Origin of the sequence: Dactylosporangium sp. CS-033363 (genome assembly GCF_050942475.1) — a bacterium.
Classification (GTDB): Bacteria; Actinomycetota; Actinomycetes; order Mycobacteriales; family Micromonosporaceae; genus Dactylosporangium.
Window position 1 is genome coordinate 4,610,583 of record NZ_CP192032.1, and the last position, 26,303, is coordinate 4,636,885.

The window sequence follows — 26,303 nt, forward strand, 5'->3', positions numbered from 1 at the left end:
AGGGGTCAGCGCACGACGACCATCTTGCCGCCGCCCTCGCCGGACTCCATGACGCGGTGGGCCTCCTGGATGTCGTCGAAGCCGAAGACGCGTGAGGGATGTGCGCGCAGGCGGCCGGCGGCCACGTCGGCGGCGATCTCCTGCAGCGGGACGTCTGAGAGCGGGAAGCCGGGCCGGCCGAAGACGAAACTGCCGAAGAAGGTGAGGTACACGCCGCTGGCCATCTGCAGCAGCGGGTTGAAGTCGCGGATCGGGGCCAGGCCGCCGAGCCAGCCGGCCAGGCACGCCCGTCCGCCGCGGCGGAGCATGTCGAGCGAGTCCAGGATGGTGCTGTTGCCGACGAGGTCCAGTACCGCATCCAGGTTTTTGGATTCGACGATGCGCACCGAGAGGTCGGCCGCCTCGATCTCCACGCGGGCCGCGCCGAGTTCCTCCAGCATGGTGCGGCGGTCGCGGCGGCGGGTGGTGGCCAGCACGCGGGCGCCGGCGTTGCGGGCGAGCTGGACGGCCGCCTGCCCGAACGAGGAGGTGCCGCCGCGGATCAGGACGGTCTGGCCCGCCTCGAGTTCGAGGTTGCGGAACAGGCAGGTCCACGCCGTCGCATAGGTTTCCGGGATCGTGGCGAGGTCGGCCCACGGCAGGTCGGACTCGATGAGGGCCACATTCGAGACGGGCGGGCGGGTGTACTCCGCGTAGCTCCCGTTGATCGTCCGCCCGAGGCCGCCCATGAGCGCCGCGACCTTCGCCCCGATCGGGAACTCGCCGCCGGGGCAGGCTTTGACCAGGCCGACGCATTCGATGCCGCTGACCGGGGCGGCCTCGGCCCACTCGCCGCGGCGCATGTGCATTTCGGCGTGGTTCAGGCCGAACGCCTTGACCTCGATGACCACGTGGCCGGCGAGCGGTTCGGGCTCCGGCAGGTCCCGGTACACCAGGGACTCCGGACCCCCGAACCGCTCGATCACGATGGCGCGCATCGCGGCAGGCTGCCCGGCCGCGTGCGGGCTAAACGCGGCGGGCGGCGGGAGCGCGGTGGTGACCCTGGTACACGGTGGCGCGCAGCTCGTACAGGTGGCGGTGGCCGACCTGCTTGCACGTGGCCTTGTCCCAGTAGCCGCGCCGGACCCCGGTCCGTGCGTCGGACTGGCAGGCGTGCTTGCTGCGGTAGTGGTCGACCGTGAACGTGCGGGTCCGCTGCTGCACCTGGCGCACGTCGTGGTCGTGCCGCCCGTCGCGGCCGTGGTCGTCGCCCCGCCCGTTTCCGTCGTTGCCGTGGTCGTCGTGCCGGTTGTCCTGCTGGTTTCCGCGGCCGTTTCCGTCGTTGCCCCCGTTGTTGCCGTCGTTGCCGCGGTTGTCCTGCTGGTTTCCGCGGTTGCCGCCGTCGTTTCCGCGCCCGTTGCCGTCGTGGCCGTCGTTTCCGCGAGTGTTTCCGTCGTTGCCGCGGCTGTTGCCGTCGTTGCCTCGCGAGTTGCCGTCGTTGCCGTGAGAGGTCGGCTGGTTTCCGCGCGAGTTTCCGTCGTGTCCGCGCCCGTTGCCGTCGTCGCTGGGCGGGTTGCCGTCGTCGCTGCGCCCGTTGCCGCTGTCGTTGCCGCGGGAGTTTCCGGTGTCGCTGTGGGGGTTGCTGTCGTTGCCGTGCCCGTTGCCGTGGGAGTTTCCGGTGTCGCTGTGGGAGTTGCCGTCGTTGCCGCGGGAGGTCGGCTGGTTTCCGCGGGAGTTGCCGTCGTTGCCGCGGTCGTTGCCGACCGTGTTGCCGTCCGTGTCATCGCCCGTGTTGCCGTCCGTGTTGCTTGGCCTGGCGTGGTCGGTGTTGGCCGGCTTGGCGTGGTCGGTGGCACGGTCGGTGGCACGGTCGGCGGTGCGCTCGGTCTGCGTGGTCGCGGCGGCATGAGTGTCCGCGGTGGCGTGGGCCGACGTCGTGACCGGGACAGCAGATGCATCGGTCGGCGAGGCGGTGGTTGAAGCGGCCGAGGCGGCCGTCCCGCTCAAGCCGAGCGCGGCCCCCGCGACAACCCCCATGCCGACGATCGTGAGCGAGCGGCGAGTCCTGGCGTTCATCAACGTTTCCTTCCCCCGTACCAAATGGTGTCCCTGCACCGTATGGGGCGAAAACCGGCAAATATCAAGAAACCGCTCAGCGCTTCATTCCGAACCCAAGCGCCGTTCGGGCAGGCGGAAACGCCGGGTGGACAGGCCGCCCGGCGTCCCGACGGATGAACTCAGCCCCGCGTCAGCGCCGGCGCGCGGTCGGCCGGGGCGGTGGCGGAAGTAGCCAGCGACTTCGTCAGCTGCTCGCCCTCCACGTCCACGTTCGGCAGGATGCGGTTCAGCCAGCGCGGCAGCCACCAGGCCGAGCGGCCCAGCAGCGACAGCACCGCCGGCACGATGGTCATGCGGACCAGGAACGCGTCCACCGCCACGCCGAAGGCCAGGGCGAAGCCGAGGCTCTTGATGATCGTGTCGTCGGCCAGGATGAAGCCCGCGAACACGCTCATCATGATGAGCGCCGCCGCCGTCACCACTCGGGCGCCGTGGTTCATGCCGGTGACGATCGCCTCGTTGGGGGCGGCGCCGTGCACGTACTCCTCGCGGGTCCGCGTGACGAGGAAGACCTCGTAGTCCATGGCCAGGCCGAAGAGGATGCCGATGAGGAAGATCGGCATGATGCTCACGATCGGGCCGGTGGTCTCGATGCCCAGGAGGCTCGCGAGGTGGCCGTGCTGGAAGACGGTGACCAGCGCGCCGAACGCCGCCGCCACCGACAGCAGGAAGCCGACCGTGGCCTTGAGCGGCACGAGAATGCTCCGGAACACCAGCATCAGCAGGATGAACGCGAGGCCCACGACGATCGCCAGGTAGGGCACCAGCGCGCCGGAGAGCTTGTCGGAGATGTCGATGTTGACGGCGGTCGTGCCGGTGACGGCGATGGTGGCACCGGTGACGGTACCGGCGGCATGATCGCGGATCGCGAAGACCAGGTTCTTGGTCGCCTCGCTCGTCGGGGCGCTGCCCGGGATGACGGTCAGCAGTGCCGTGTCGCCGGACGGGTTGACCGTGGCCGGGACGACCAGGGCGACGTCGTCCAGCTTCGCGATGGTCTGCTGCACCTTGGCGGCCGCGGCGCCGGCCTGGCCGGTGCCCGCCTCGACGACCACGAGCAGCGGGCCGTTGAAGCCGGCGCCGAAACCGGAAGCGAGCTGGTCGTACGCCTTGCGCTGGGTCGAGGTGACGGCCGCCGTGCTGTCGTCGGGCAGGGCGAGGCGCAGGTCCAGCGCCGGCAGCGCGGCCACGACGAGCAGGCCCAGCGAGACGACGAGCGCGGGGATCCGGGCCTTCAGCACGCCCTGCGCCCAGCGCTGGCCGAACGGGACCTTGCCGGTGTGGCCGGCGACGGCGGGCGCGTTGCGGCGCTTCTTCGGCAGGACCCGGCGGCCGGCGAAGCCGAGAATGGCCGGAACCAGGCTCAGGGTGACGAGCACCGCCACGGCGACGGTACCGGCCGCGGCCACCCCCATCGCCGTGAGGAACGGGATGCCGGTGACGGCGAGCGCGACGAGGGCGATGATGACCGTGAGACCGGCGAAGACGACGGCGGATCCGGCGGTACCGATGGCGCGCCCTGCGGCTTCCTCCCCTGAACGGCCCGCGGTCAGCTCACCCCGGAACCGCGAGATGACGAAGAGCGCGTAGTCGATGCCGACGGCCAGGCCCAGCATCGTGGCGAGGGCCGACGTGCTCGAGGACAGGTCGAAGAAGCCGGTGGCGAGCTGGATGCCGAGCATGCCCAGCCCGACGCCGACCAGCGCGGTCAGCAGCGGCAGGCCGGCCGCGACCAGCGAGCCGAACGTGATGAGCAGGACGAACGCGGCCACGATGATGCCCAGCGCCTCGGAGGAGTGGCTCTCGGCGGCCGTCCTGGTGACCTCGCCGGAGTACTCGACGCCGATGCCGGCCTTCTTCGCGGTGTCACCGGCGGCCACGAGCGCCTCGCGGGCCTCGGTCGGCACGTCAGCGGCGGAGGCGTTGTAGGACACCGTGGCGTACGCGGTGTGCAGGTCCGGCGAGATCGTCTTGGCCTCGAACGGGTCCGCGACCGCGGCCACCTGCGGGGCCTTACGCAGTTGGGTGACGGCGGCCTCAATTGCGGAGCGCCGGTTGGTATCGGTGAGCTTGGCGCCGCCGGAGACGGAGAACACGACCTTGGCCGAGGCGGCGTCGGAGTTGCCGCCGAACTTCTCCGCGATGACGTCCATCGCCCGGGAGGACTCGGTGCCCGGGATGGAGAACGCGTTGCTCGTCGGGCCCGACAGCGTCGCCGCGCCGACGCCGACCACTGCCAGCAGCAGTACCCACAGTGCGAGCGTCAGCCCGCGCCGGCGGAACGAGAACCGGCCGAGCCGGTACAGCAGCGTCGCCATTGGAACCCCCCAGAGCTGTGCCGTCAGTTGTCCGATCGGCAAGGGAACGCTAGACCTTAACTAAGCCGCACGGCTAGTATTTAACTTAGCCAAGCGGCTTAGATCACACTTGCCGAGCGGCTTAGTCAGACAGTTGGTACGATCAACGCACCTACAAAGGGGAGTGATGGGTCAGCGCAAGCGCGGCGACGGGCGTGAGCAGCTGCTGGAGACCGCGCTGCGGCTGTTCGGCCGCGACGGCGTGGAGGCCACCTCGCTGCAGGACATCGCCGACGAGATGGGCGTCACGAAGGCCGGCGTGTACTATCACTTCAAGACCAAGGACGAGATCGTCCTCGGCGTCGTGGAGCCCGTGTTCGCGCGGCTGGACGCGATCCTCACCCGGGCCGAGGCGCACCGCGCCCGGTCGGCCCGCATCGAGGAGTTCGTGATCGGCCTCGTCGACCTGGTGCTCGACAGCCGCATCCGGTTCTCGGCGCTGATGGGCGACCCGTACGTCGCCAAGCTCATCGAGCAGCACCCGAACCTGATCACGTGGTGGCACCGGATTCGCATGCTCGTGGCCGGACCCGACCCGGATCCGGCCACCATGGTGCCCCTGCTGATCTTCCTGACCGGCCTCGGCGGCCCGCTCAACGACCCGCAACTGGCCGCGCTCGACAACGCCGTGCTGCGCGAGCACCTCCTGGAGAGCGGCCGCCGCCTCCTGCAGCTTCGCAAGCGCGCTGGCGCGGCGACGCCGCCCTGACCGGCGCCTGCTGCGCAGCGACGCCAGTCAGCGCGGCGACACCGCTCAGCGCGGCGACACCGCTCAGCGCGGCGATGCCGCCCGATATGTGAGCCAGCCGGCCATCGCGCGCACCCCGACGGCGATCGCCCGCTCGTCCGGGTCGAACGTGGCCAGGTGCGGGTAGGAGGTCTCGATCCCCTCGCCCGGCCGGCGCACCCCGAGGAACGTGAACGTCCCCGGCAGCCGCCGCAGAAACAGCGCGAAGTCCTCGCCGTTGAACGGTACGGCCGCGTGCAGCACCGCCACCCGCTCGTCCCCGGTACTCCAGCGCAGGTACCGCTCCAGCGCCCGCCCGTCCTCCTCGCGCACCACCATCGCCGGGAACGGATCGCCCGGGAACGCGACCGAGGCCGGCCCGTGCACCGTGGCCAGCCGCCCGATCTCGGCCCGGATCTCGGACCAGCGCGCCTCGGGCCAGGTCCGGTACGACGCCCGGACCTGCTCCCCGGCCGCCGAGGCCCGCATGAACACGAACCGCGCGAGCGGCCCGTCCGGGATCAGCAGGTCGTCGACGATCTGCCCGAGCCGCTCCGGCGGCGGGACGGTCACGGTGCCGAGCGCGTTGATCGCCGCCGCCAGCGCAGCCGCACGGTCGGCCGCGCCCTCGCCGGTGAGCGTGACGGCGGCTCTGTCCAGTCCGGGAAGGCCGTACCCCGGCATGACGGCCAGCTGCCCGGCCGGGAACGGGCCGCAGTGCAGCGCGTGGATCTCCGCGGGCCGGGTCGCCTCCAGCACGCCGCCGGCAATCATCGCGGCCGCGCCGGCCAGGGCCTCCTCGCCGGGCTGGAACAGGAAGACGACGCTGCCCTCGAGGTGCCGGCGCTGCTGGGCCAGCCGCTCGGCGATCCCGACGCCGATGGTGGTGTGCAGGTCGTGCCCGCACACGTGGGCGGCCGCGCTGCCGGGCGGGATCTGGCCCTCGGGCGGCACCGCGTCCATGTCGGCGCGATAGGCGACGGTCCGGCCGCGGTGGGCGCCGCGCAGCACCCCGACCACGCCGTGGCCGCCGACCCCGGTGGTCACCTCCAGCCCCGCGCGGCGCAGGCGGCGCGCGACGACCGACGCGGTGTACTCCTCCTGCCCCGACAGCTCCGGATGGCGGTGCAGGTCGCGGCGCAACGCGACCAGGTCGTGGGAATCGCCGCCCCCGGGGCCGAGCACGGGGACGAACGCGGACGCGGCGGCGGCACCGAGCACGGCGCGACGAGTGATGGCCATGCATACGAGCGTGGCCGAGCGCGAGCTCCGGCACAGGCCCGCCAGCACCCGTCCCGGCGATGGGGTTTTCCCTACCGCCGATCGCTCAGATCGGCCGCGCCTGATCCGATAACAGTGCCGTGTGGAATCATCGGCGCCTGCTGACGGCGGCCGGCCTGCTGTTCGCGGGCCTCGTGGCCGTCCGCCTCGCCGACCTGTTCGACACCAAGGCGGCCGGGATCTCGCTGTGCCTGCTGGAGACCGTCGCGCTCGGGTTCCACCTGCGGGCCGCGACGAGCCGGCGGCTGGCACCCGACGCGCGGCGGCCGTTCCGGTTCACCAGCGCCGCGCTCGCCCTGCTCGTCGTGGCCGGGGTCGGGTTCTCGATCGCGTTCACCACCGGCGACAAGACCTGGGGCCCGGCGACGGTACTCGCCATCGTGCCCCGCGTGCTCGTCACGCCCGTACTGCTGCTCGGCCTGCTCTCGTTCGCGGCGAAGCCGATGGACCGCCGGGCCCGCTGGAAGCTCGCCATGGACGTGGCCACCGTGCTCGGCGCGGGCGCGATGCTGATGTGGTACCTGGTGCTCGGCCCGGCCCTGCAGAGCGGCGGCCTGCTCGACCCGCTGCGCCTCGGCGCGGTCCTGTTCGCCGTCGGCGACGTGGTCCTGCTCGTCGGCGTCGGCACCGTGCTGCTGCGCGGATCGGTGCTCGCCGCCCGCACCCCGCTGGTGCTCCTGCTCGCCGGGACCGTCGGGTACCTCGTCGTCGACACGATCTTCCTGTACTCGACCGTGCGCGACATCGTGCAGGATGCGCTCGTACCGTCGCTGCTGCACCTGCCGATGTTTCTGATTCTGCTCGCGGCGCTCGTCCGGCAGACGGCCCGGGACGGCGCAGTGGTCGCCGACCGGCCGCTGCGACGGGTGTCCTGGCTGCCGTACCTCGCGCTGGCCGGCGGGTACGCGCTGCTCACCGTGGCCGCGATCCGGGCCGGGCTGTTCCCGTGGCTCGGGCTCATCGGCGGCGCGCTCGTGATGACGCTCGGCGTGGCCGCGCGCCAGATCGTCGCGTCGCGTGAGAACTACACGCTCGTCATCACCGACAGCCTCACCGGCCTCGCCAACCGCCTGCAGCTGCGCGGCGCGCTCGGCGCGGCCCTGGACCGGCACCGCCGCTCCGGCTCCCCGCTGGCCGTGCTGCTCATCGATCTCAACGGCTTCAAGCAGGTCAACGACGCCTACGGGCACGAGGTCGGCGACCAGATGCTGACCGCGTTCGCCGACGTCCTGCGCCGCAGCGTGCGCGACGGCGACGTGCCGGCCCGGCTCGGCGGCGACGAGTTCGCGGTCGTCCTGCCCGACGTGCACGGCACGGCCGGCGCGATCGCGGTCGCCGAGCGGATCCTGGAGGCCTGCCGCCCGCTGGTGCACCTGTCCGGGCACACGCTGCGGCTGCGGCCGAGCATCGGGGTCGCGCTCGCCGCCCGCGACGCCGACCAGAGCGAGGTCCTGCACCGGGCCGACCTCGCCATGTATGCCGCCAAGCGCCGCGACGAACCCAGCTGGACCCTCTACAGCGCCGCGGCCATGGACGCCGAGCGCGCCGAGACCGTCCTGGCCCGCGAGCTCGCACTGGCCGTGCAGGAGCAGCAGTTCATCCTCTTGTACCGTCCGATCGTCGAACTTTCCACCGCGACCGTCACCGGCGTCGAGGCCCAGGTCCGGTGGCGCCACCCGGCCCGCGGGCTGCTGGAGCCGGCGGCGTTCGTGCCGGTCGCCGAGGCCACCGGACTGATCCACGACATCGGCTCCTGGGCCCTGCGCACCGCCTGCCGGCAGGTCGCCGAGTGGCGTCTGCAGGGGCAGCGGTTGTACCTCACGATGCCCATGTCCCCCGCCCACCTCCGCCGCGAGGCCCTCGGCGACGACGTGCTGCGCGTGCTGGGCGTCACCGGCCTCGACGCGGAGGGCCTGGTCCTCGGCGTGGGGGAGAGCGCCCTGCTCGGCGACCCGGCGGCGGTGACGCACCTGGAGCGGCTGCGCACACACGGGGTGCGGATCGCGCTCGACGAGGTCGGCCCCGGCTACGCGGACCTGCCGGTCGACCTGCTCCGCCTGGACCGCAGCTTCCTGGCCGAGCTCAACGGCGGCGGGCTCAGCCAGGTCCGCGTCAACGACGTGTTCAGCCCGGTCGAACTGCCGGTGGCCGCCCCGCACGCGTAAAGCGGGACGGCGCCGGAGTTGAACTCGGCCGGCGTCAACGGTGGCCGCCCCGCTCGCGTGACTCGGGGCGGCGCCGGAGTTGAACTCGGCCGGCGTCAACGGTGGCCGCCCCGCTCGCGTGACTCGGGGCGGCGCCGGAGTTCAGCTCGGCCGCCGTGCCGGTGGCCGCGCCCCGCGCGTGTGAAGCCCGACGGCGCTGGGGTTCAGCTCGGCCGCCGTGCCGTGGCGGTCCCGCACGTGTGACTCGGGGCGGCGCGGGAGTTCAGCTCGGCCGCCGTGCCGGTGGCCGCCCGCCGGCGTCCACGATGGCCGCGCCGCGTGCGTGACTCGGGGCGGCGCTGGGGGTTTCAGTTCGGCCGCGCGGTCGGTGGCCGCCCGCCGGCGTGAACGGCGGCTGCCCTGCGGTGTGGAGCGGGGCGGCGCCGGACTCAGGCGGGCTGCTCGGCCGGGGCCGAACGGGACAGCACCAGGATCACGGTGACGGCGGTCAGGATGACGACCCCCGAGACGAGGGCGACGACGGCCGGCGCCACGCCGGTGGCGAAGAGCCCGGGCACGGCCGACAGGGCCGAGAGGATCCGGGTGGCGGCGACGACCCGGGCCGCCGTCCGGTTGGCGGTACGCCAGGTGACGACCACGGCGAACAGCGTGGCCAGGCCGAGCACGGCGTCGGCGACCAGCACGGCCATCGGCGGCCCGACCTCGTCACTGGCGGCCGGCCGGCCGCCCATGAGGATCGGCCCGGCCAGATCGAGCAGGCCGAAGACGGCGGCGAGGACGAGTCCGATTTTGTTCTTGACGGTCAGCATGGGATCCATTCCCTGGCGGTGATCCGGAGGAGCGTACGCGGACAGCCTGTGCGCCGCTGCGCCCCGGGCACACGGGTGCGGGTTCCCGCGCCGGGCGGGAAGTTTCACCGCAGAACCGGGAAAACGGCGGGTGTTGCCGCGGCGCGCCGGTCGGCGATGATCACGGTCATGCTGAACGCTCCGCTGCGGGTGCTCGTGGCCGACGACCACCTCGTCGTGCGGCGCGGGATCGGCGCGCTGCTCGCCTCGCTGGACGGGGTCGAGGTGGTGGCCGAGGCGACCACCGGGGCGGAGGCGTTGCGGGAGGCCCAGCTGACCCGGCCCGACATCGTGATCATGGACCTGCAGATGCCCGGGATGGACGGCCTGGAGGCGACCCGCCGCCTGGCCGCGCTGATGCCGGGCGTGGCGGTGCTCGTGCTGACGATGTTCGAGGACGACGCGAGCGTGCTCACCGCGATGCGCGCAGGAGCGCGGGGCTATCTGCTCAAGGGCGCCGGGCAGGACGAGATCCTGGCCGCGCTGCGCTCGGTGGCGGGCGGTCAGCTGGTCGTCGGGCCGGGGGTCGCCGAGCGGCTGCTGGCCCACCTCGACCCGCCGGCCGAGCGCGACCCGTTCCCGCAGCTGACGCCGCGCGAGCGGGAGATCCTCGGGCTGGTCGCGCGCGGGCTGGCCAACACCGCGATCGCGGCCCGGCTGGGCGTGGCGGTCAAGACCGTCGGCAACGCCGTCTCGGCGATCCTGGTCAAGCTGCGGGTCGCCACCCGGGCCGAGGCGATCGTCCGCGCCCGCGAGGGTGGCCTCGGATGAGCCGGCTCGCCGTGGTGCGGCCGCCGGCAGGGTTCCCGTGGTTCGTCGACCAGCTCGGCCTCGAAGCTCCAGCAGGCCGTCTCGGAGCCCCGCCGCGACCTGGTCGCGGCGATGCGCGGCGAGCGCAGGTCGCATTACGTGATGGTGGCCGCGAATGAGGTGGCTCGGCGCGATGCTGCCGGCCGTGGGGTTCGCGTGGTGTATCGACGGGCTCGGCCTCGAAGCTCCAGCGGGCCGTCTCGGAGGCCCGCCGCGAACTGGTCGCGGCGATGCGCGGCGAGCGCGAGTCGCATTACGTGACGGTGGCCGCGAATGAGGTGGCTCGGCGCGATGCTGCTCGCCGCGGGGTTTCTGGCGCCGTGGTTCGCGGACCGGCCCGACCCTGCGCGTGAGGTGATCTGGCAGCTGGTGATGGGCACTGGGTGTACAACCGCGGCCTGGATCTTGAAGCAGGGGCTGGTGGCGCGGCTCATGGCGGTGTCCGGGGGCGCCCTGGCCGGGGTGCCGGTGCTGACCGCGGCCGGACTGCCGGAGCTCGGCGCCGGGCTGTTCGTCGCGGCGGTGACGCTGGCGCTGCCGGCCGCGCTGCTGGCGATCGGGCCGCGGGTGCGGGCCCTCGAACCGGCGATCGCGGTGGCCGGGGTGGTGGCGAGCGTGGCCGCGGTCGTCGGGGCGGTGCCGGTCGAGGCGCTGGCCGTCACGGGCGGGGCGCTGTTCGTGCTCTGCGCGGCGTGGGTGCAGTTCGAGCGGACCGCGGGTGTCGCGCGGCGGCGGCTGCTGTGGGTGTTCCTCGGCGTGATCGTCAGCGTGCCGACGTCGATCCTGCTCATGATCGCGGTCGGTACGACCGGGCTGCCCGCGACCGCGCTGACGATCGCGGCCGCGGCGACCGCGCTGACGCTGCCGGTGACGGCCGCGATCGCGGTGCTGCGGCCGGACCTCGCCGACGTGCGCACGATCATGCACCGGCTGGTCGTCGGGCTGGTGATGTTCGCCCTGGCCGCGGCCGCCTTCGAGGGCACCCAGAGCGCGATCCTGGCCGTCACCGGGGCGCCGGCCGGGCGGGGTACCGGCGCGCTCATCGCCGTGGCGATCGCGGCGGGCTTCCATCCGGTGCTGCGCTGGGTCCGCACGAGCATGCATGAGCTGCTGTTCGGCGGGCCGGCGGACGCGGTCGGCACGATGATCCGGCTCGGTTCGGAGCTGTCGGCCGGATCGGCGCCTCCACAGTGGATCGACACGCTGCGGTCGGCGGTCGGCGTGCCGCAGCTGGTGCTGCGGTGGAACGGGGACGAGGTCGCGGTCAGCGGCGCGGCGCCGCCGGAGCGGCCCCGGCACACGATCGAGCTGCAGGCCGGCAGCGACGGGACCGGCGAGCTCGTCGTCGCGGTGCCGGCCGGGCATCTGCACCTGGCCCCGAAAACGGCCGCCGTCCTGCGTCTGGTCGCCGCGCCGCTGGCCCAGGCCCTGCACGCGGGGCAGCTCGCGGCGGAGGTACGCGAGTCCCGGGGCTGGGTCGTGGCCGCCCTGGAGGAGGACCGCCGGCGGATGCGCCACGACCTGCACGACGGGCTCGGCCCGACGCTGACCGGCGTCGCGTACGGCGCCGACGCGGCGGCCAACCTGGTGCGCGCCGACCCCGACGCGGCCCTGCAGGTGCTCGCCCAGCTGCGCCGCGACACCTCCGACGCGATCGCCGAGGTGCGCCGGATCGTCTATGGGCTGCGCCCGCAGGCCCTGGACGACCTCGGCCTCGAGGCCGCCCTGCGCCAGCAGCTGGCCGGACTGCGGGCCCGCGGCGGCAACGCACTGCAGATCACGTTCGACGTCGCCGCGCTGCCGCGGCTGCCCGCCGCCGTTGAGGTGGCCGCGTACCGGATCGCCGTCGAGGCCGTCACCAACGTCGCCCGGCACGCCGCCCGGCCGGTCGCCGACGTCGAGCTGGGCATCGCCGAGGGACCCGCGCTGCGGCTGTGCGTGCGCGACCGGGAGCCGCACGGCGCGCCCTGGACGCCCGGCGTCGGCCTGGAGTCCATGCGGGAGCGCGCCGAGCAGATCGGCGGCACGCTGAGCGTCGAGCACGGCGCGGCGGGCTCGACGGTCACCGCCGTGCTGCCGCTGGAGTTTCCCGAGTCATCCGGGCAGATTCCCGGCCTCGCCGGGAACACGCCCGGTCCATGATCGCTTAGCTTGCTGCGCATGAGCGACAAGCGACGGCGCGCGGTCTGGGCCATGGTCATCTTGGGTGTGCTGCTCGTCGGGCTGGGGCTGTACCAGCTGCGCACCCTGACCTGGCAACCGGCGACCGGCACCGTGGGGGCGTGCAGGTTCCAGGCGCACCGCGACCTGAACGGCAGCACCAGCCGGCACTACACCAAGTCGTGCGCGGTGACCTGGACCGACGCGGCGGGCACACACACCGACGACGGGGTCGGCTTCGGCGACGCGGACGTCGAGCCGGGCAAGCCGGCGCAGATCGTGGTCAGCGGCGACAGCGCGGAACCGGCCGGCACCAGCTCGGAGGCACCGCTGTACGCGGGCGGGGGCGTGCTCCTGCTGATCGGCGCGGTCGTGTTCCGGGTCCGGGCGGCCGCCCGCTGAGGTTCCGCGGACCAAACTTCAGGTCCGCTGAGGTTCCGCGGACCAAGCTTCACAGGTCCGCTGCGGTTCCGCGGACCGGAAACCTCAGCCGGACAGGCCCTCCGGTGGCAGCCCGGCGAGGGTGAAGCGCTCCTGGAGCCAGGGGAGCAGGTGGTCGTACGCGGTGATGGTGTTCGGCTGCCCGTTGTCGTGGGAGAGCACGATCGAGCCGGGGCGGACGTGGTGCTGCACGGCGTTCACCACCCGGGCGATGTGCGCGGAGGCGTTCGCGTCGTGGGTGTGCTCCCAGTCGCGCGGGTCGACGTCCCAGGAGATCGAGTCCATGCCGAGCGACTTGGCCTTCGCCACGAGTTCGGGCGTGAAGTTGCCGCCGGGCGCGCGGAAGTACTTGATCGGTGCGTCCGCCCCGACGGCCGCGTGGATCATGTCGTTGGTGTGCCGCAGGTCCCAGTCGAGGTACGCCGGGTCGCGCTTGGCCAGGTCCAGCAGGTGCTGCCACGAGTGGTTGCACAGGGTGTGCCCGTCGGCGTAGATCTGGCGCACCAGGTCGGGCCGGTCGCGGACCCGGAACCCGACCATGCAGTACGTGGCGTGGATGTGCCGCTGGCGCAGCAGGGCCAGCAGCTTCGGCGTGTTGATCGGGTCCGGACCGTCGTCGAACGTGAGGGCGACCGCTTGTGTACCGGTCGTGGAGAACGATCCCGCCACCCCGTCCCCGGGCCGCACCGGCAGCGACGGGGCCGGACTCACGGACGGCGAGGCGGACGGCGACGGCGACGGCGCGGCCGGCAGGGCGATCGGGGCCGCGGGCGCCTGGGCGGGGTTCGCGGCGCGGGTCACGCGGTCGCTGTCGCGGGCGGCGGTACCCAGCAGGAGCAGCACCGCCACGACGAGCAGACCGGCCAACGGCGGCTTCTTGATCCCCAGGCGCACATCATCCAGACGGCCGAGCCCCGGGAACAGGTTGCACCGTGTCGGATTACCGCCGCGCGCGGAGCCCGAAAACGATCAGCGCCGCGACGCCGGCGACCGCCCCGCCGAGCACCGCGAGGGGCACCGGCCGCCGCAGCCTCGGATCGCGAACGGCCGTAGAAACGCTGCCGGCGGCGGCAACCGCGCGCGCCTTCGCCACGTCGGCGGCCGCGAGCGCGCGGGACTTCGTCATGTCGGCGGCCGCGAGCGCGCGCACCTTCGTCACGTCGGCCGCCGCGAGCGCGCGGGCCTTGGTGCGGTCGGCCAGCTCGCCGGTCGCGTCCTTGACCCTGGCCTTCACGTCGGCCTTGGCGGCGAGCGCCTCGACGGTCTCGCCCAGCGCGGCCCGCGTCCGGACGATCTCGGCGCGCAGTTCGTCGGCGCTGAGCGCAGGGTTGGCGGTGGTCGTCATCGCGTCCGTCCTTCCGCGCCGGCCTCCGCCGGGCATATACCGCGATAATTCCCTACGCGCCCGCCCTGAAACCAGGTGGCGCAATGCAATCAGGCAGGGCGTCACGCCTTGGTGCGCAGGGTGGCCCAGACGACCTTGCCGTGGACGGTCAGGTCGGCGCCCCACGCCGTGGCCGCCGCCGCCACCAGGCGCAGCCCGGCTCCGCGCTGGGCCAGCGGCGCGTCCGGGTTCATCGACCACAGCCGCAGCCGGGGCAGGCGGGGCAGGCCGTCCTCGACCGCCAGGTGGACCAGGTCGGTGCGGCGGCGGGTGACGGTGACCGTGAACGGGCTGCGGGCGTGCTCGACCGCGTTGGTGGCCAGTTCCGAGACGATCAGGCGGGCCGGGTGCAGCAGGGCCACGAAGTTCCAGGCCAGGCAGGTGTCGCCGACCAGGTTGCGGGCCTCGGCCGGGGCGAACGGGCCGGGCTGCAGGCGCACGCGGGCCTGGCCGAACTGGGGGGTGGTGCCGGCCATCGCGCTCAGGGCGGCGCTGCGGGTCGGGTGGATCGGCATGCGCGCCGCCAGGCCGCTGGCCTGCAGGCGGAACAGCTGCGGCTCGCGCGCCACCACGACGAGCGGGACCGGCGGGTGCAGGGCGGCGCTCTGCTCCTCGGCCAGCAGCAGGGAGGCGGTCAGCGTCCGCTCCGCCTCCTCGAGGCCCGTCACGTCGAGCAGGACGGCCCGGGGGCGCTGGGCCAGGGCCTTGCGGAAGGCGGTCATCAGGTCGACCCGGATCTGCCAGGTCCACCGGCCGGTTGCCGCGATCTCGACGACGGCCAGGTCGACGTTGTCGCGCACGGTGATCGCGGTGTCCAGCATGTCGGCTTCCCTGCCCGGTGCCGTCGGATTCTGCTGTGCGGGTCCTACGCGCAGTCTCGGACCCTGTTCGCTCCGCTGTCAATGCTCGTGAATGCGGTTGGCAGGGATGTCGCTGGTCAGACCGTTGTCCGGGGACAACAGATGGGCCGTTCGGCGAGGCGTGGTCTTCGTTCGATGGACAGCGAATCGGTGATGCCGCAGGTGGCGATCCGCGCTATGGCGAAAAGCGCATGCCGAGCGGTGCGTTTTGCGGCCACCTCATCGCGGTACCGTAGCTGCCGTGGCGTCTGAACACCGGTCGCTGCCGGGGCTGCTCGCGGTCGCCGCCGGGTCGGTGGCCGTCGTCGCCGGTCTGGACACCACCGGCGCGCTCGACCCGTGGTGGTCACTGTTCGTCGACGATCTCGCCCAGACGCTGGCCGCCCTGGCCGCGGTCCTGGCCTGCTGGATCACCGCGGCCCGGCACGCCGGCCGGCAGCGGTGGTGGCGGCTGTGGATGGGTGCCGGGGCGTTCGGCTGGCTGCTCGGGCAGCTGGTCTGGTCGTGGTACCAGCTGTGGGAGAACGTCGGCCTGCCCACGCCCTCGCTCGCCGACGCGGGCTATCTCATCCTGCCCGTGCTCGCCCTCGCCGCCCTGGTCGCGCTGGCCGCCGACCGGCCCGTGCACGGGATGCCGCGGCACCTGCCGGGGCGGGTGGCGATGGTCCTGGACGGGCTGGTCATCGTCGGCGCGCTGTTCGTGATCAGCTGGGCCACGGTGCTCGGCCCGGTGGTGCGGGCCGGCGCGGCCAGCCGGGCGGAGTACCTCATCGCCCTGGCCTATCCGATCACCGACCTCGTGCTGACCGTGATCGTGGTGCTGCTCATCGGCCGGGCCAACCAGGTGCAGCTCTCCGTGCTCGGCGCCGGGCTGTTCTTCCTGTCCCTGGGTGACAGCGTCTTCGCCTACCAGGTGGCGATTGGCGCCGACTCGATGCCCGCGGCGGCCGACCTCGGCTTCGTCGCCGGGTTCGCGCTCGTGGCGGTGGCGGCGATGACGGCGCCGGGGGACGCGCCGGTGTGGGCGATGCGCCCGGAGCCGCGCTGGGGACGGCTGCTGCTGCCGTACCTCCCGGTCACCGCCATGGGCGCGGTGCTCGTGGGCCAGCGGCTCGGCGGCACCCCGGCCGACACCGCGGTCACCGCCGTCGCCACGCTGGTGCTGGCGCTGCTGGTGATCCGCCAGGCGGTCACCCTCGCGCAGATCGCCGGGCTGGTGGCCTCCCGCGCCCGCCTCGTGCTGGCCACCGACGAGTCCCGCCGGGAGCTGGAGCGCAACCTGCACGACGGCGTCCAGCAGCGGCTCATCTCCCTCGCCCTGGACATCCGCCGGATCGAGGCCGACGTCCCGCCCGAGTGTGCCCGGGTGCGCCGCGAGCTCGCCGACGTCGTGCAGGGCATCAACGGCACGGTCGACGAGGTGCGGGAGCTCTCGCGCGGAGTACACCCGGCGATCCTCACCCAGGGCGGCCTGCGCCCCGGCCTGCGCGCCCTGGCCCGGCGCTCGGCCGTGGCCGTGGAGCTCGACGTGCACCTCGACGGCCGGCTGCCCGAGCCGGTCGAGGTCGCCGCCTACTACGTGGTGGCCGAGGCGCTGACCAACGCGGCCAAGCACTCCGACGCCGAGCTCGTGCGGGTCGGGGTGCAGGTGAGGGGCGGCGGCCTGTACCTCTCCGTGGACGACGACGGCCAGGGCGGGGCCAACCCGCGGCGCGGCACCGGCCTGCTGGGCCTGGCCGACCGCTGCGAGGCCATCGGCGGCACCCTGGTGGTCGACAGCCCGCGCGGCTACGGCACCCACCTCTCGGCAGAGCTACCGCTGGAGCGGGCCTGAACAGGCATTGGCCGCGCCTATCGACTGATGGACGGTACGTCTTTGTGCCCAGGGCCGGGCAGGGGCTGTCATGAGAGCGTGGAAATCCGTGATGCGGTCATCGTCGACGCCGTCCGTACCCCGATCGGCAAGCGCAACGGCGCCCTCGCCCCCTGGCACCCGGTGGACCTGGCCAGTGAGGTCCTCACCACCCTGGTCACCCGCACCGGCATCGACCCGGCCGACGTCGACGACGTGATGTTCGGCTGCGTCAACCAACTCGGTGACCAGTCCACCAACGTCGGGCGGATGGCCGCGCTGGCCGCCGGCTTCCCCGAGGCGGTGCCCGGCGTCACCATCGACCGGGCCTGCGGCTCCAGCCAGCAGGCGCTGCACTTCGCGGTGGCGACCGTGCTGTCGGGGATGGCCGACCTGGTGATCGCCGGCGGCGTGGAGATGATGTCGCGGGTCCCGCTGGGCTCGGCGCGGGCCACCGGCATGCCGTACGGCCCGCGCGTCCTGGCCCGCTACCGGCGCGAGTCGTTCAGCCAGGGCGAGGGCGCGGAGATGCTCGCCGAGCAGTACGGCCTGTCCCGCACCGCCCTGGACGAGTTCTCGGTCCGCTCGCACACCCTGGCCGCGCAGGCCACCGACGCCGGCGCGTTCGCCGGGCAGCTCGTCACCCTGCCGGACACCCCGCTCACCGCCGACGAGGGCATCCGCCGCACGTCGACCGTGGAGACCCTCGCGGCACTCAAACCAGCCTTCCGCGAGGACGGCGTCATCCACGCCGGCAACGCCTCGCAGATCTCCGACGGCGCCGCCGCCCTGGTGGTCACCACCAGCGAGCGGGCCCGCGCGCTCGGCCTCACCCCGCTCGCCCGCTTCCACAGCGGCTCGGTCATTGGCGCCGACCCGGTGGTCATGCTGGGCGCGCCGTGGCCCGCCACGCACAAGGTCCTCGCCCGGGCCGGCCTGGGCATCGACGACATCGGCGCGTTCGAGATCAACGAGGCGTTCGCGTCCGTGCCCCTCGCCTGGCTCGCCGAGACCGGGGCCAAGCCGGAGCGGCTCAACCCGCTCGGCGGCGCGATCGCCGTCGGCCACCCCCTGGGCGCCTCGGGGGCGATCCTGATGACGAGGCTGCTGCATCACATGCGAAACCACGGCATCCGGTACGGCCTGCAGTCCATGTGCGAGGCCGGCGGCATGGCCAACGCCACCATCGTCGAGCTGGCCGGATGACCGGACTCGAAGGGCGCCGGGTCCTGGTGACCGGCGGCTCCCGCGGCATCGGCCGGGCGATCGTCGAGGCGGCCGCGGCGGCGGGCGCGCACTGCGCGGTGCTCTGCCGGCACCCCGAGGCCGCCGCCGACCTGCCCGCCCGTTCCGTACATGCGGCCGACATCACCGATCCGGAGGGCTGCGAGCGGGCGGTCGCCGGCGCCGCGGCGGCGCTGGGCGGGCTCGACGTCGTGGTGAACAACGCGGCCCGGGTCTCCGGTGGGGTGCCCGACGGCCTGTTCACCACCACCGAAACCCTGCTGCGCTCCGACTTCGACGAGAAGGTCGTGAGCTACCTGCGGGTCGTCCGGGCCGCCGCGGAGCACCTGCGGGCGAGCGGCTCGGGGCGGGTGGTCAACGTCGGCGGGGAGGCGGCCCGGATCGCCCGGCACAACGTCAGCTCCGGGGTTCGCAACGCCGCGCTCGTGCACCTCACCCACTCGATGGCCCGGGAGCTCGGCCCGGACGGGATCACCGCGAACGTGGTCCAGCCCGGGGTGGTGCTCACCGCCGAGGTGCGGGCGATGCTGCTGGCGGGGGCCCAGGACGGTACCGATGCCGAGGAGAAACTGCGCAGGCTGGCCGCCCGGCAGTCGCTGCGCCGGTTCGTGGAGCCGGCCGAGGTTGCGGCCGTCGTCATCTTTCTCGCCTCCGCCGCCGCCTCGGGGCTGACCGGCCAGGTGCTGACCGTCTCCGGCGGGACATCGTCCGCGGTGCATTACTGACACAATGCCGCGGTGGAGTTCCCCGCGCTGCTCCGGCTGATCGACGAACGTTCGAAGGCCTTCCACGCCGCGATCGCGGCCGCTCCCAGCCTCGGCGTGCCGGTCCCGACGTGCCCCGGCTGGACGCTGTTCGACCTGGCCCAGCACCTGAGCGAGGGACGCCGCAAGTGGGCCGGCATCGTCGACGCCGGGCCGTCCGGCGAGCCCGTGACCCCGTCGCCGACGCCGGCGCCCCGGATCCGCGAGGCGCTGCTGTTCTGGCTGGACGCGACGACCCGGGAGCTGCTGCACTCGCTGGAGCGGGCCGGCCCGGAGCGGGGCTGCTGGACCTGGTGGGAGTCCTCGGAGACGCCCCAGAACGCCGGCTCCGTGGCCCGCCGCCAGCTGCACGAGGTCGCCGTGCACACCTACGACGCCCAGGCCGCGATCGGTGCGCCGCAGCCGCTGCCGGAGGCGATCGCGCTCGACGGCGTCGACGAGTTCCTGGCCACGTGCTGCGCCGGCGCGTACCACTGGCCGCATCCGCCGGCCGCGCTCGACTACCGCGCCACGGAGGGCCGCTCGTGGCGCCTGGCCCTGTCTGCGGACGAGGTCCAGCTCATCCGGGATCCTTCACCCGACAGCCCCGCCGACGCCACCGTCCGGGGCGCGGCGAGCGAGCTGGTCCTGGTCCTCTACTGCCGCATCCCGATCGACGCCGTCCAGGTCGAGGGCGACCGCCGCCAGTTCGACCTACTGATCGACTGGGAGCCGGACGCGTAGCACCACCTACTGATCGACCGGGAGCCGGACGCGTAGCACCACGTCGATGCGCTTGGCCGCGAACACCAGGCCGCCGTGCCCGGCCCGCACGACGGCGTCGCGGTAGCGGCCCCAGGTCTGCTGGATCGAGCCGTCCGGCTGCCGCGAGACGGCGTGGAACAGCGACCGGACCTCGTCCCCGAGCAGCTCCACATTGGACACCAGGTGCAGCACCGGGCCGGGGTTGCGCGCCCAGTACCGGTCGAACACGCCCATGAAGCCGTCCACACCGAAGTTGCGGACGCCGTCCGCACCCACGATCTCCACGTCGTCGGCCACGAGCGAGCGCAGCAGGTCCGGGTCGCGGTCGTCGACGCCCCGGCAGTACCGCGCCTGCAGCGTCGTCACCTCCTCCAGCAGCGAACTCATGCCCCGTCCTTCCGCAGCGAGAGAGCCTCGGCGGGGGTGAGCACCGGCGTGACGCACGCGTCGACCCCGTCGAACGCCGCCTCCCACTCGGCCCGGGTCCGGGTCGCGAAGACGCGGGCGAGCTCGGCGCGCTGGGCCGGCCAGCGGTCGCGGTCGTGCTGCGGCCACGCCGCCGGGTCGAGGCCGAGCGTGGCCAGCAGCGCCCGGTGGAACGCCGGCTCGATGGCGCCGACGGCGACGAACCCGCCGTCGGCCGTCCGGTAGGTGCGGTAGAACGGGGCGCCGCCGTCGAAGATGTTCGACTCGCGCTCGTCGCACCACAGCCCCGCCGCCCGCATGTCGTGCAGCAGCGTGGTCAGCGAGTGCACGGCGTCCACCATGGACACGGACAGGACGGTGCCGCGGCCGGTGCGGGTGCGTTCGAGGAGCGCGGCCAGGACCCCGATCACCAAATACGTGCCGCCGGCCCCAAAATCGGCGAGGAGGTTCAGCGGCGGCAGCGGCGGGCGGTCGGCCGGGCCGGTCGGGAACAGCGCCCCGGCGATCGCCAGGTAGTTGATGTCGTGCCCGGCCCGCTGCGCCCACGGCCCGCCGTGCCCCCAGCCGGTCATGTGCACGTAGACGAGCGCCGGGAACTCGGCGCACAGCGCGTCCGCGCCGAGCCCGAGCCGGTCCACGACCCCGGGGCGGTAGGGGTCGACGAACACGTCCGCCTCGGCGAGCAGGGCGCGGACCGTGGCGAGCCCCGCGGCCGACTTGAGGTCGGCGGTGACCGTCCGGACGCCGTGGTACCGCGAGTCGAGCGCGACGGGCAGGCCCGAGACCCCGTCGCCGGCGCCCGGCCGGTCGATCCGGACCACCTCGGCCCCGCGCTCGCGCAGCAGCATCCCGGCGAACGGCGACGGCCCCGCGCCGGCGAGCAGCACCACCCGCACGCCGGCGAGGGGACCGCTGGGACGGCTCACGGCAGGCGCAGCGACAGCAGCGGCACGAACTGGGCCGCGCTGTCCAGGTCGGTGTCGTCGGGGCCGCCGGCGATCGTCCGGCGCGGCAGGGTCACCTTGATGGCGTTGGCCGCCGGGTAGTCGATGACCTGCACGGTGGCCGGGTCGACCTTCAGCAGCGCGGCGACCGCCTCGGCGTTGATGGCGCCGGAGTCGCGCCACCTCACGTACGCCTCCTCGGTCTTGAACACCATGTCGGCCGAGACCAGGAAGGCGCCCGCGTTGCGCGTGCGGAACGTGCTGCACTCCGAGCGGATGTCGCTCATACCAGCTCCTTGACGGCAGCGGAGGAGTCGGAGACCTCCAGCGTGAACGGCTCCATCGGGTGGTCGAGCGCGGCCGCGTGCCAGACGCTCCAGTTGAACACCGGCCCGACGTCGACCACGGAGGGGGCGTAGGCCAGGGCGCCGTTGGCCGAGTTGGCCACGCCCGGCACCCGCACGCCGTGCATGAAGAACGGCATCGCCCCGGAGACGATCTCGTGCGCGAGCTCCTGCTCGGCCGCGACCGCCTCGGCGACCAGCCCGATCTCGTAGCAGCCCTGGTAGCCGGTAGCCGCGTTCGGTTCGGCGTCGCCGAGCACGGCGTCGTAGCCGTACCGGCGGAACCCGAACGTGTAGGAGCCCTCGTCGAGGCCGTAGCGGTCGCGGGCGGTGCGGTGCACGAGGTCGGTGATGGCGCTCGTGTACTCCCGCACGCTGCCCACCACCGCGGGGTCGCGCACGCCGAAGAGGCACATGCTGCGGTACCCGAGCCGCTCCACGCCCTCCAGCCGCACGCTGTACGGCTCCGGGGTGAACGTCGCCCCGACCACGCGCACGGTGTGCTCGTCGACCTGGATGTACCGCGCGTTCGACGTGTCCAGCGTGCCCGGCGGCTCGCGCAGCAGGTACGGCGTCGCGTTCTCGTACAGCATCTGCGCGGCGACGGACCGCACGGTGCAGCGGGACTTGCCGCCGACGGGCCGGACGGTGAAGCCCTCGTCGTCGACCTCGCCCACGATGCACTCGCCGGCGCCGATCGGCTCCTCGATGGCGTACCCGCACTCGACCGTCTTGCCCATGTGCCAGGCGGGGCCCGGGGCGATGCCACGCATGAGCGGTACCGCGGCGTAGATGGCGGCGTCGGAGGAGCGCCCGGCGAGCACGATCTGCGCCCCGGCGTCGAGGGCCTCGGCGTAGGGCTCCGGGCCCATCATGGCCACGATCCGCGCCGCGTTCTCGACGCCCTCCTCGGTCAGCTCGGGCCGCCCGTCCAGGCCCCACGTCCGTCCACTGCGGACCTTCCCGAGCACCCAGTCCTTCGGCTGCTCGGTGCGGATGGTGGCGATCCGGGCGGTGCGCCCGTGCGCGGCCAGGATGTCGGTGACGATGCCGCGGAACCAGGTGAGCCCGGCGTCGCTGCCGGTGAACCCGGCCGAGCCGATGAGCAGCGGCGCGCCGATGTCCAGCGCGCCGAGCACCATCCGCTCCAGGTCGCGGCGGGTCTGCCGGTAGCCGGCCCAGCTCGCGGCGGCGCCGAGGTAGTACGGGCCCCAGTCGGTGCTGCCCGCGTCGCAGGCGATGAAGTCGGGCTTGGTCTCCAGCGCCGCGCGGAAGGACCTGGTGGAGAAGCCCCCGCCCATGACCGCGGCGGGCGCTACGAACCGGACACTGCTCATGCTCACTCCTCGTCGACCAGCGCGAACAGGGCGCGCCGGTGCTGGTCCGGGGTCCCGGCGAGCACCGCGGCGGCGTGCGCGCGGCGCAGCAGGACGTGCGCGGGGTACTCCCAGGTGAAGCCGATCCCGCCGTGCAGCTGGATCGCCTCGGTGGTGATGGTCACGGCGGCCTCGGACGCCTTGACCGCCAGGGCGTGCGCGGCGCGTTCAAGGCCGGCACCGCCACCGGCACCGCCACCGGCGTCGGCGCCGGCGCCGCGCACCGCGAATTCGGCCGCCGAGCGGGCCACCTCCAGGGTCACCGCGAGGTCGGCGAGCTTGTGCTGCATCGCCTGGAACGCCCCGATCGGCCGGCCGAACTGGTGGCGGGTCTTGGCGTGCTCGACGGTGAGCTCGAGGGCGTGCCCGGCGACCCCGACGCACTCGGCGCCGAGCGCGATCCAGGTGGCGACCTCGGCCCGGCGGACCGCGGCGGCGACCTGGGGCCCCTCAGCCAGTACAACCGCGGGGGTTGCCTGGAACTCGACCCGGAACGCGGGCCGGCTGAGATCGAGTGAGGGCAGCCGGGAAAGCGTGAAACCGTCCGTAACCAGCAGCAGGCGGTCGCCGACCGGGACGAGCAGGGGGCCGTCCGCGGCCAGGATCGGCCCGACCACCCCCGTGATCCGGTCGTCGCCGTCCACTGTGGATGGGCGGAACGGCACGTGCGCGAGGGTCGTCGCGGTGGCGGGCGGGAGGTCGAGTGTGGACAGTACCGTGGCCGCCGTCACCGCGGACGGGATGAACGGGCCGCCGACGACCGCCCGGCCGAGCTCGGACGCGACCGCGATCAGCTCGGCGGTGCCGAGGCCGAGGCCGCCGTGCGCCTCCGGGACGAGCAGCCCGTCCAGGCCCAGCTCGTCGCGCAGGCGCGGCCACAGCGGGTCGGCGCCCTCGACGGGCTTGGCGTGGGCGGCCAGGAACTCCCGCAGCGCGGAGCCCAGCTCGGCGGCGACCGTCATGCCGGTTCCTCGATCCCGCAGATCTTGCGGGCCAGCCCCTTCGCGTGGTGCATGTCGTAGTGCTTCTCGACGATGAGCCGCTGCGCGTGCAGGCCGCCGCCGCCCTGCAGGATCGTGACGCTCTGCCAGCCGCCGAAGGTGTCGGCGGTGAAGTCGCGGATGCCGTGGAACAGCCGCATCCGGTGCTCGGCGTCCACGCCCGGCATGGTGCGCATGTACTTGGCCACGAAGTCGCCGGTCTCGGGGTTCTTGAGGTCGTCGAGCATCGGCGCGGTGAGCACGCTGCCGCCCGCGATGTCGTGCAGGTTGCGCACCATCTCGGCGTAGTTGGCGGCGGCGAAGTACTTGGCCGCGTTCGTCATCAGCTCGTCCGGCGACGCCCAGCCCTCGGGGGTGAAGCCGGCGTTGTTGACCGCGGCCTCAAGTCCGGCCCGCACCATCGTGGCGTAGTTGATGAGCTCGGCGATCTTCTGCCGGATGTGCGGCACCCGCTGCAGCCCGTTGGCCTCGGCGATGAGCTGGGCCATGCCGACCAGCGTGTCGGCCATCTCGACGTAGTGCGCGACGCTGCCGATGCGCTCCCACAGCCCCAGCGAGTGGGCGAAGGTGGCCGAGTGCTCGACCTCGCCGTCGAGGAAGACGCGGTCGTTGGGCACGTAGACGTCGTCGAAGATGACGAACCCCTCGGCCATGTTGCGCCGGGCGCTGTAGGGGAAGTAGTCGGCCGGCAGGTCGGGGCGGGGCGCGTAGGTGGTCGCGATGATCTTCACGCCGGGCGCGTTGACCGGGACCGCGCAGGCGATCGACCAGTCCTCCTCGCCCGGCTTCATCCGCTTGGTCGGCATCACGATGAGGTCGTGGTCGATCGGGGCGCCGGTGATGTGCAGCTTCGCGCCGCGGATGGTCACGCCGCCGGAGTCGCGGCTGACGACCCGCACGTACAGGTCGGGGTCGTCCTGCTTCATCGGCGACAGCGCCCGGTTGCCCTTGGCGTCGGTGATGGTCTGCACGCAGCGCAGGTCGGCCTTCTTGGCGTGCTCGAAGTAGGCCATCACGCGGTCGGCGTAGTCGGGCAGGTCGGCGCGGATGCGGCTGGCCGCGGTCATGAGCATGAGCAGGCTGACCGACGTGGTGCGGGTCGGGTTGGCCCACTTGAGCTGCTCGACCTCCTGGTACTTGAGGTCCTCGACGCTGTGCGGGATGAAGAACAGCGGGCCGAACGCGTCGTCGCCCGGCCGGTAGAACTCGTCGTAGTTGGCGGCGGTCATCGCGATGCTCTGCCGCAGCAGCGGCTCCTCGGTGACGTCCTCGATGCGCCGGCCCGCGATGTAGACCTGGCGGCCGTCGCGGAGGCTCTGCCGGTACTGTTCCCCGGTCATCATGGCTGCTGCGGTCCCTTCGGTGATTCGTGACGTTCCCGGGGCAGGCCCAGGACCCGTTCCGCGACGATGCCGCGCTGGATCTGGTCGGTGCCGCCGGCGATGCGCTGGGCGGGGGAGCTGAGCAGGAAGTCCGACCAGGTGCCGAAGCCGGGCGCGCCGGCGTCCGCGACCAAATCGGGGCCGAGCAGCCGGGCGGCCGCGCGGCCGTAGAAGCCCAGGTCGTCGACGAGGGCCAGCTTGCCGATGGACGGCGACACCCCGCCGGTGGCGACCCGGTCGGCCGTCACCCCGGCGAGCTGCTCCCGGATCCAGGCCTCGGCCAGCAGTTCGCGCTCGGCGTCGCCCGGTTCCGGGACAAGAGCACGGAGCCGCCGGTACGGCCGGCTGAGGTAGGTCTTGTCGCGGCTGCCCATGGCGGTGCGCTCGCTGGTGAGCGTGGACATCGCCACCGTCCAGCCCTTGTCGACGGCGCCCAGCCGAGCGCTGTCGGGGATCCGGACGTCGTCGAAGAACACCTCGTTGAAGTGGCTGTCGCCGTTGATCTGGCGGATCGGGCGGACGGTGATGCCGGGCCGGTCCATTTCGACGAGAAAGGCCGTGATGGCCCGGTGCCGGTCGGCCGGCGCCCCGGTGCGCGCGAGCAGCTCGCCGACGTCGCTGAGGTGGGCCCACGAGGACCAGACCTTCTGGCCGTTGACGACCCACTCGTCGCCGTCGCGGACCGCGGTGCAGCGCAGCGAGGCGAGGTCGGAGCCGGCCTCGGGCTCGGAGAACAGCTGGCAGGCGAGGGCGTCGCCGCGCCACAGGGCGCGCATCCAGCGCTGCTGCTGCTCCGGGGTGCCGTGGGCCAGGATGGTCGGGGCGACGATGCGCCGGCTGACGGTGAAGTAGCTCTGGTCGGGCAGCTCGTACTCGTACAGCACCCCGCGCAGCGCGTCCGCCGTGGCGGGGTCGAGGCCCGCGCCGCCGAGCGCGACCGGCCCGTCGAACCAGGCCAGCCCGGCGTCGAAGAGCCGCTGCTGGAAGGCCATCGAATTCTCGAGCCCACCGGACGCGGAGGGGTCCGCCTCGGGATCGCGGCGGGCCAGCCCCTCGGCGGCGGCGAAGGCGTGGATACGCTCAGGAAAATCCATG

At 73.3% G+C, this 26,303-nt stretch carries 24 protein-coding genes; 9 read left to right on the plus strand and 15 right to left on the minus strand.

The features are described from left to right. Positions 1–5: 5 nt before the first annotated feature. The 3 genes from ACQPZ4_RS21335 to ACQPZ4_RS21345 form a co-directional block, all read right to left on the minus strand. On the minus strand, positions 6–977 hold the full coding sequence (locus tag ACQPZ4_RS21335; RefSeq protein ID WP_433063866.1) for a zinc-binding dehydrogenase: 972 nt from the start codon (positions 975–977) through the stop codon (positions 6–8). A 28-nt stretch (positions 978–1,005) separates the two neighbouring features. Then, the gene (locus tag ACQPZ4_RS21340; RefSeq protein WP_433063868.1) at positions 1,006–2,055 is read right to left on the minus strand and encodes a hypothetical protein; all 1,050 of its coding nucleotides are present in this window, start codon (positions 2,053–2,055) and stop codon (positions 1,006–1,008) included. 161 nt (positions 2,056–2,216) lie between these two features. Continuing rightward, positions 2,217–4,415: an MMPL family transporter gene (locus tag ACQPZ4_RS21345; protein ID WP_433063871.1), complete on the minus strand. Its 2,199-nt coding sequence runs from the start codon at positions 4,413–4,415 to the stop codon at positions 2,217–2,219. Positions 4,416–4,581: 166 nt separating this feature from the next. On the opposite strand from ACQPZ4_RS21345, the gene ACQPZ4_RS21350 reads away from it, so the two are divergent. After that, on the plus strand, positions 4,582–5,163 hold the full coding sequence (locus ACQPZ4_RS21350; RefSeq protein WP_433063873.1) for a TetR/AcrR family transcriptional regulator: 582 nt from the start codon (positions 4,582–4,584) through the stop codon (positions 5,161–5,163). 63 nt (positions 5,164–5,226) lie between these two features. On the opposite strand, the gene ACQPZ4_RS21355 is transcribed toward ACQPZ4_RS21350, so the two are convergent. Further along, positions 5,227–6,423, minus strand: coding sequence for a M20/M25/M40 family metallo-hydrolase (locus ACQPZ4_RS21355; RefSeq protein ID WP_433063876.1), 1,197 nt, complete (start codon positions 6,421–6,423; stop codon positions 5,227–5,229). Positions 6,424–6,542: 119 nt separating this feature from the next. Between ACQPZ4_RS21355 and ACQPZ4_RS21360 the strand changes: the two genes are divergently transcribed. Beyond that, positions 6,543–8,627 (plus strand): putative bifunctional diguanylate cyclase/phosphodiesterase, encoded by a 2,085-nt coding sequence (locus ACQPZ4_RS21360; RefSeq protein WP_433063879.1) that lies wholly within the window; start codon positions 6,543–6,545, stop codon positions 8,625–8,627. 428 nt (positions 8,628–9,055) lie between these two features. Here ACQPZ4_RS21360 and ACQPZ4_RS21365 read toward each other — a convergent pair whose 3' ends face one another. Next, the gene (locus ACQPZ4_RS21365; protein ID WP_433063882.1) at positions 9,056–9,436 is read right to left on the minus strand and encodes a hypothetical protein; all 381 of its coding nucleotides are present in this window, start codon (positions 9,434–9,436) and stop codon (positions 9,056–9,058) included. Positions 9,437–9,604: 168 nt separating this feature from the next. On the opposite strand from ACQPZ4_RS21365, the gene ACQPZ4_RS21370 reads away from it, so the two are divergent. The 3 genes from ACQPZ4_RS21370 (at position 9,605) to ACQPZ4_RS21380 (ending at position 12,847) form a co-directional block, all read left to right on the plus strand. Next, positions 9,605–10,246, plus strand: a complete 642-nt coding sequence (locus tag ACQPZ4_RS21370; RefSeq protein WP_433063884.1) for a response regulator — start codon at positions 9,605–9,607, stop codon at positions 10,244–10,246. Positions 10,247–10,558: 312 nt separating this feature from the next. Then, on the plus strand, positions 10,559–12,427 hold the full coding sequence (locus tag ACQPZ4_RS21375; RefSeq protein WP_433063887.1) for a sensor histidine kinase: 1,869 nt from the start codon (positions 10,559–10,561) through the stop codon (positions 12,425–12,427). 18 nt (positions 12,428–12,445) lie between these two features. Beyond that, on the plus strand, positions 12,446–12,847 hold the full coding sequence (locus ACQPZ4_RS21380) for a hypothetical protein (RefSeq protein WP_433063889.1): 402 nt from the start codon (positions 12,446–12,448) through the stop codon (positions 12,845–12,847). A gap of 84 nt (positions 12,848–12,931) precedes the next feature. On the opposite strand, the gene ACQPZ4_RS21385 is transcribed toward ACQPZ4_RS21380, so the two are convergent. The 3 genes from ACQPZ4_RS21385 to ACQPZ4_RS21395 form a co-directional block, all read right to left on the minus strand. Continuing rightward, a complete protein-coding gene (locus ACQPZ4_RS21385; protein ID WP_433063890.1) occupies positions 12,932–13,753 on the minus strand; it encodes a polysaccharide deacetylase family protein in 822 nt (273 codons plus the stop codon). A gap of 73 nt (positions 13,754–13,826) precedes the next feature. Next, entirely contained in the window at positions 13,827–14,231 is a 405-nt protein-coding gene (locus ACQPZ4_RS21390; RefSeq protein WP_433063893.1) for a DUF3618 domain-containing protein, read from the minus strand. 101 nt (positions 14,232–14,332) lie between these two features. Continuing rightward, positions 14,333–15,091, minus strand: coding sequence for an ATP-binding protein (locus ACQPZ4_RS21395; RefSeq protein WP_433063896.1), 759 nt, complete (start codon positions 15,089–15,091; stop codon positions 14,333–14,335). Positions 15,092–15,371: 280 nt separating this feature from the next. Between ACQPZ4_RS21395 and ACQPZ4_RS21400 the strand changes: the two genes are divergently transcribed. The 4 genes from ACQPZ4_RS21400 to ACQPZ4_RS21415 all read left to right on the plus strand — a co-directional run bounded on the left by ACQPZ4_RS21400 (position 15,372) and on the right by ACQPZ4_RS21415 (position 19,714). Then, complete coding sequence (locus ACQPZ4_RS21400) at positions 15,372–16,964, plus strand: sensor histidine kinase (RefSeq protein WP_433063899.1); 1,593 nt, start codon at positions 15,372–15,374, stop codon at positions 16,962–16,964. An 84-nt stretch (positions 16,965–17,048) separates the two neighbouring features. Continuing rightward, a complete protein-coding gene (locus ACQPZ4_RS21405; RefSeq protein WP_433066597.1) occupies positions 17,049–18,188 on the plus strand; it encodes a thiolase family protein in 1,140 nt (379 codons plus the stop codon). Beyond that, a complete protein-coding gene (locus ACQPZ4_RS21410; RefSeq protein WP_433063901.1) occupies positions 18,185–18,952 on the plus strand; it encodes an SDR family NAD(P)-dependent oxidoreductase in 768 nt (255 codons plus the stop codon). The genes ACQPZ4_RS21405 and ACQPZ4_RS21410 overlap by 4 nt, the downstream gene beginning before the upstream one ends. Before the next feature lie 12 nt (positions 18,953–18,964). Then, the gene (locus ACQPZ4_RS21415; protein ID WP_433063903.1) at positions 18,965–19,714 is read left to right on the plus strand and encodes a maleylpyruvate isomerase family mycothiol-dependent enzyme; all 750 of its coding nucleotides are present in this window, start codon (positions 18,965–18,967) and stop codon (positions 19,712–19,714) included. A 6-nt stretch (positions 19,715–19,720) separates the two neighbouring features. Here ACQPZ4_RS21415 and ACQPZ4_RS21420 read toward each other — a convergent pair whose 3' ends face one another. Genes ACQPZ4_RS21420 through ACQPZ4_RS21450 form a run of 7 tightly spaced genes read right to left on the minus strand, consistent with a single transcriptional unit; the run spans position 19,721 to position 26,302 of the window. Beyond that, entirely contained in the window at positions 19,721–20,122 is a 402-nt protein-coding gene (locus ACQPZ4_RS21420) for a nuclear transport factor 2 family protein (protein ID WP_433063906.1), read from the minus strand. Then, positions 20,119–21,087 carry a CaiB/BaiF CoA transferase family protein gene (locus ACQPZ4_RS21425; RefSeq protein ID WP_433063909.1) on the minus strand — a complete coding sequence of 323 codons (969 nt, stop codon included), beginning with the start codon at positions 21,085–21,087 and terminating at the stop codon, positions 20,119–20,121. Before ACQPZ4_RS21425 ends, ACQPZ4_RS21420 begins: the two co-directional genes overlap by 4 nt. Then, a complete protein-coding gene (locus ACQPZ4_RS21430) occupies positions 21,084–21,392 on the minus strand; it encodes a DUF4387 family protein (protein WP_433063911.1) in 309 nt (102 codons plus the stop codon). Before ACQPZ4_RS21430 ends, ACQPZ4_RS21425 begins: the two co-directional genes overlap by 4 nt. Further along, complete coding sequence (locus tag ACQPZ4_RS21435) at positions 21,389–22,786, minus strand: acyclic terpene utilization AtuA family protein (RefSeq protein ID WP_433063914.1); 1,398 nt, start codon at positions 22,784–22,786, stop codon at positions 21,389–21,391. Before ACQPZ4_RS21435 ends, ACQPZ4_RS21430 begins: the two co-directional genes overlap by 4 nt. 2 nt (positions 22,787–22,788) lie before the next feature. Beyond that, on the minus strand, positions 22,789–23,787 hold the full coding sequence (locus tag ACQPZ4_RS21440; protein ID WP_433063916.1) for an acyl-CoA dehydrogenase family protein: 999 nt from the start codon (positions 23,785–23,787) through the stop codon (positions 22,789–22,791). After that, a complete protein-coding gene (locus ACQPZ4_RS21445) occupies positions 23,784–25,169 on the minus strand; it encodes a 4-hydroxyphenylacetate 3-hydroxylase N-terminal domain-containing protein (protein WP_433063919.1) in 1,386 nt (461 codons plus the stop codon). The genes ACQPZ4_RS21440 and ACQPZ4_RS21445 overlap by 4 nt, the downstream gene beginning before the upstream one ends. Beyond that, a complete protein-coding gene (locus ACQPZ4_RS21450) occupies positions 25,166–26,302 on the minus strand; it encodes an acyl-CoA dehydrogenase family protein (RefSeq protein ID WP_433063922.1) in 1,137 nt (378 codons plus the stop codon). Before ACQPZ4_RS21450 ends, ACQPZ4_RS21445 begins: the two co-directional genes overlap by 4 nt. Position 26,303 lies beyond the last annotated feature (1 nt).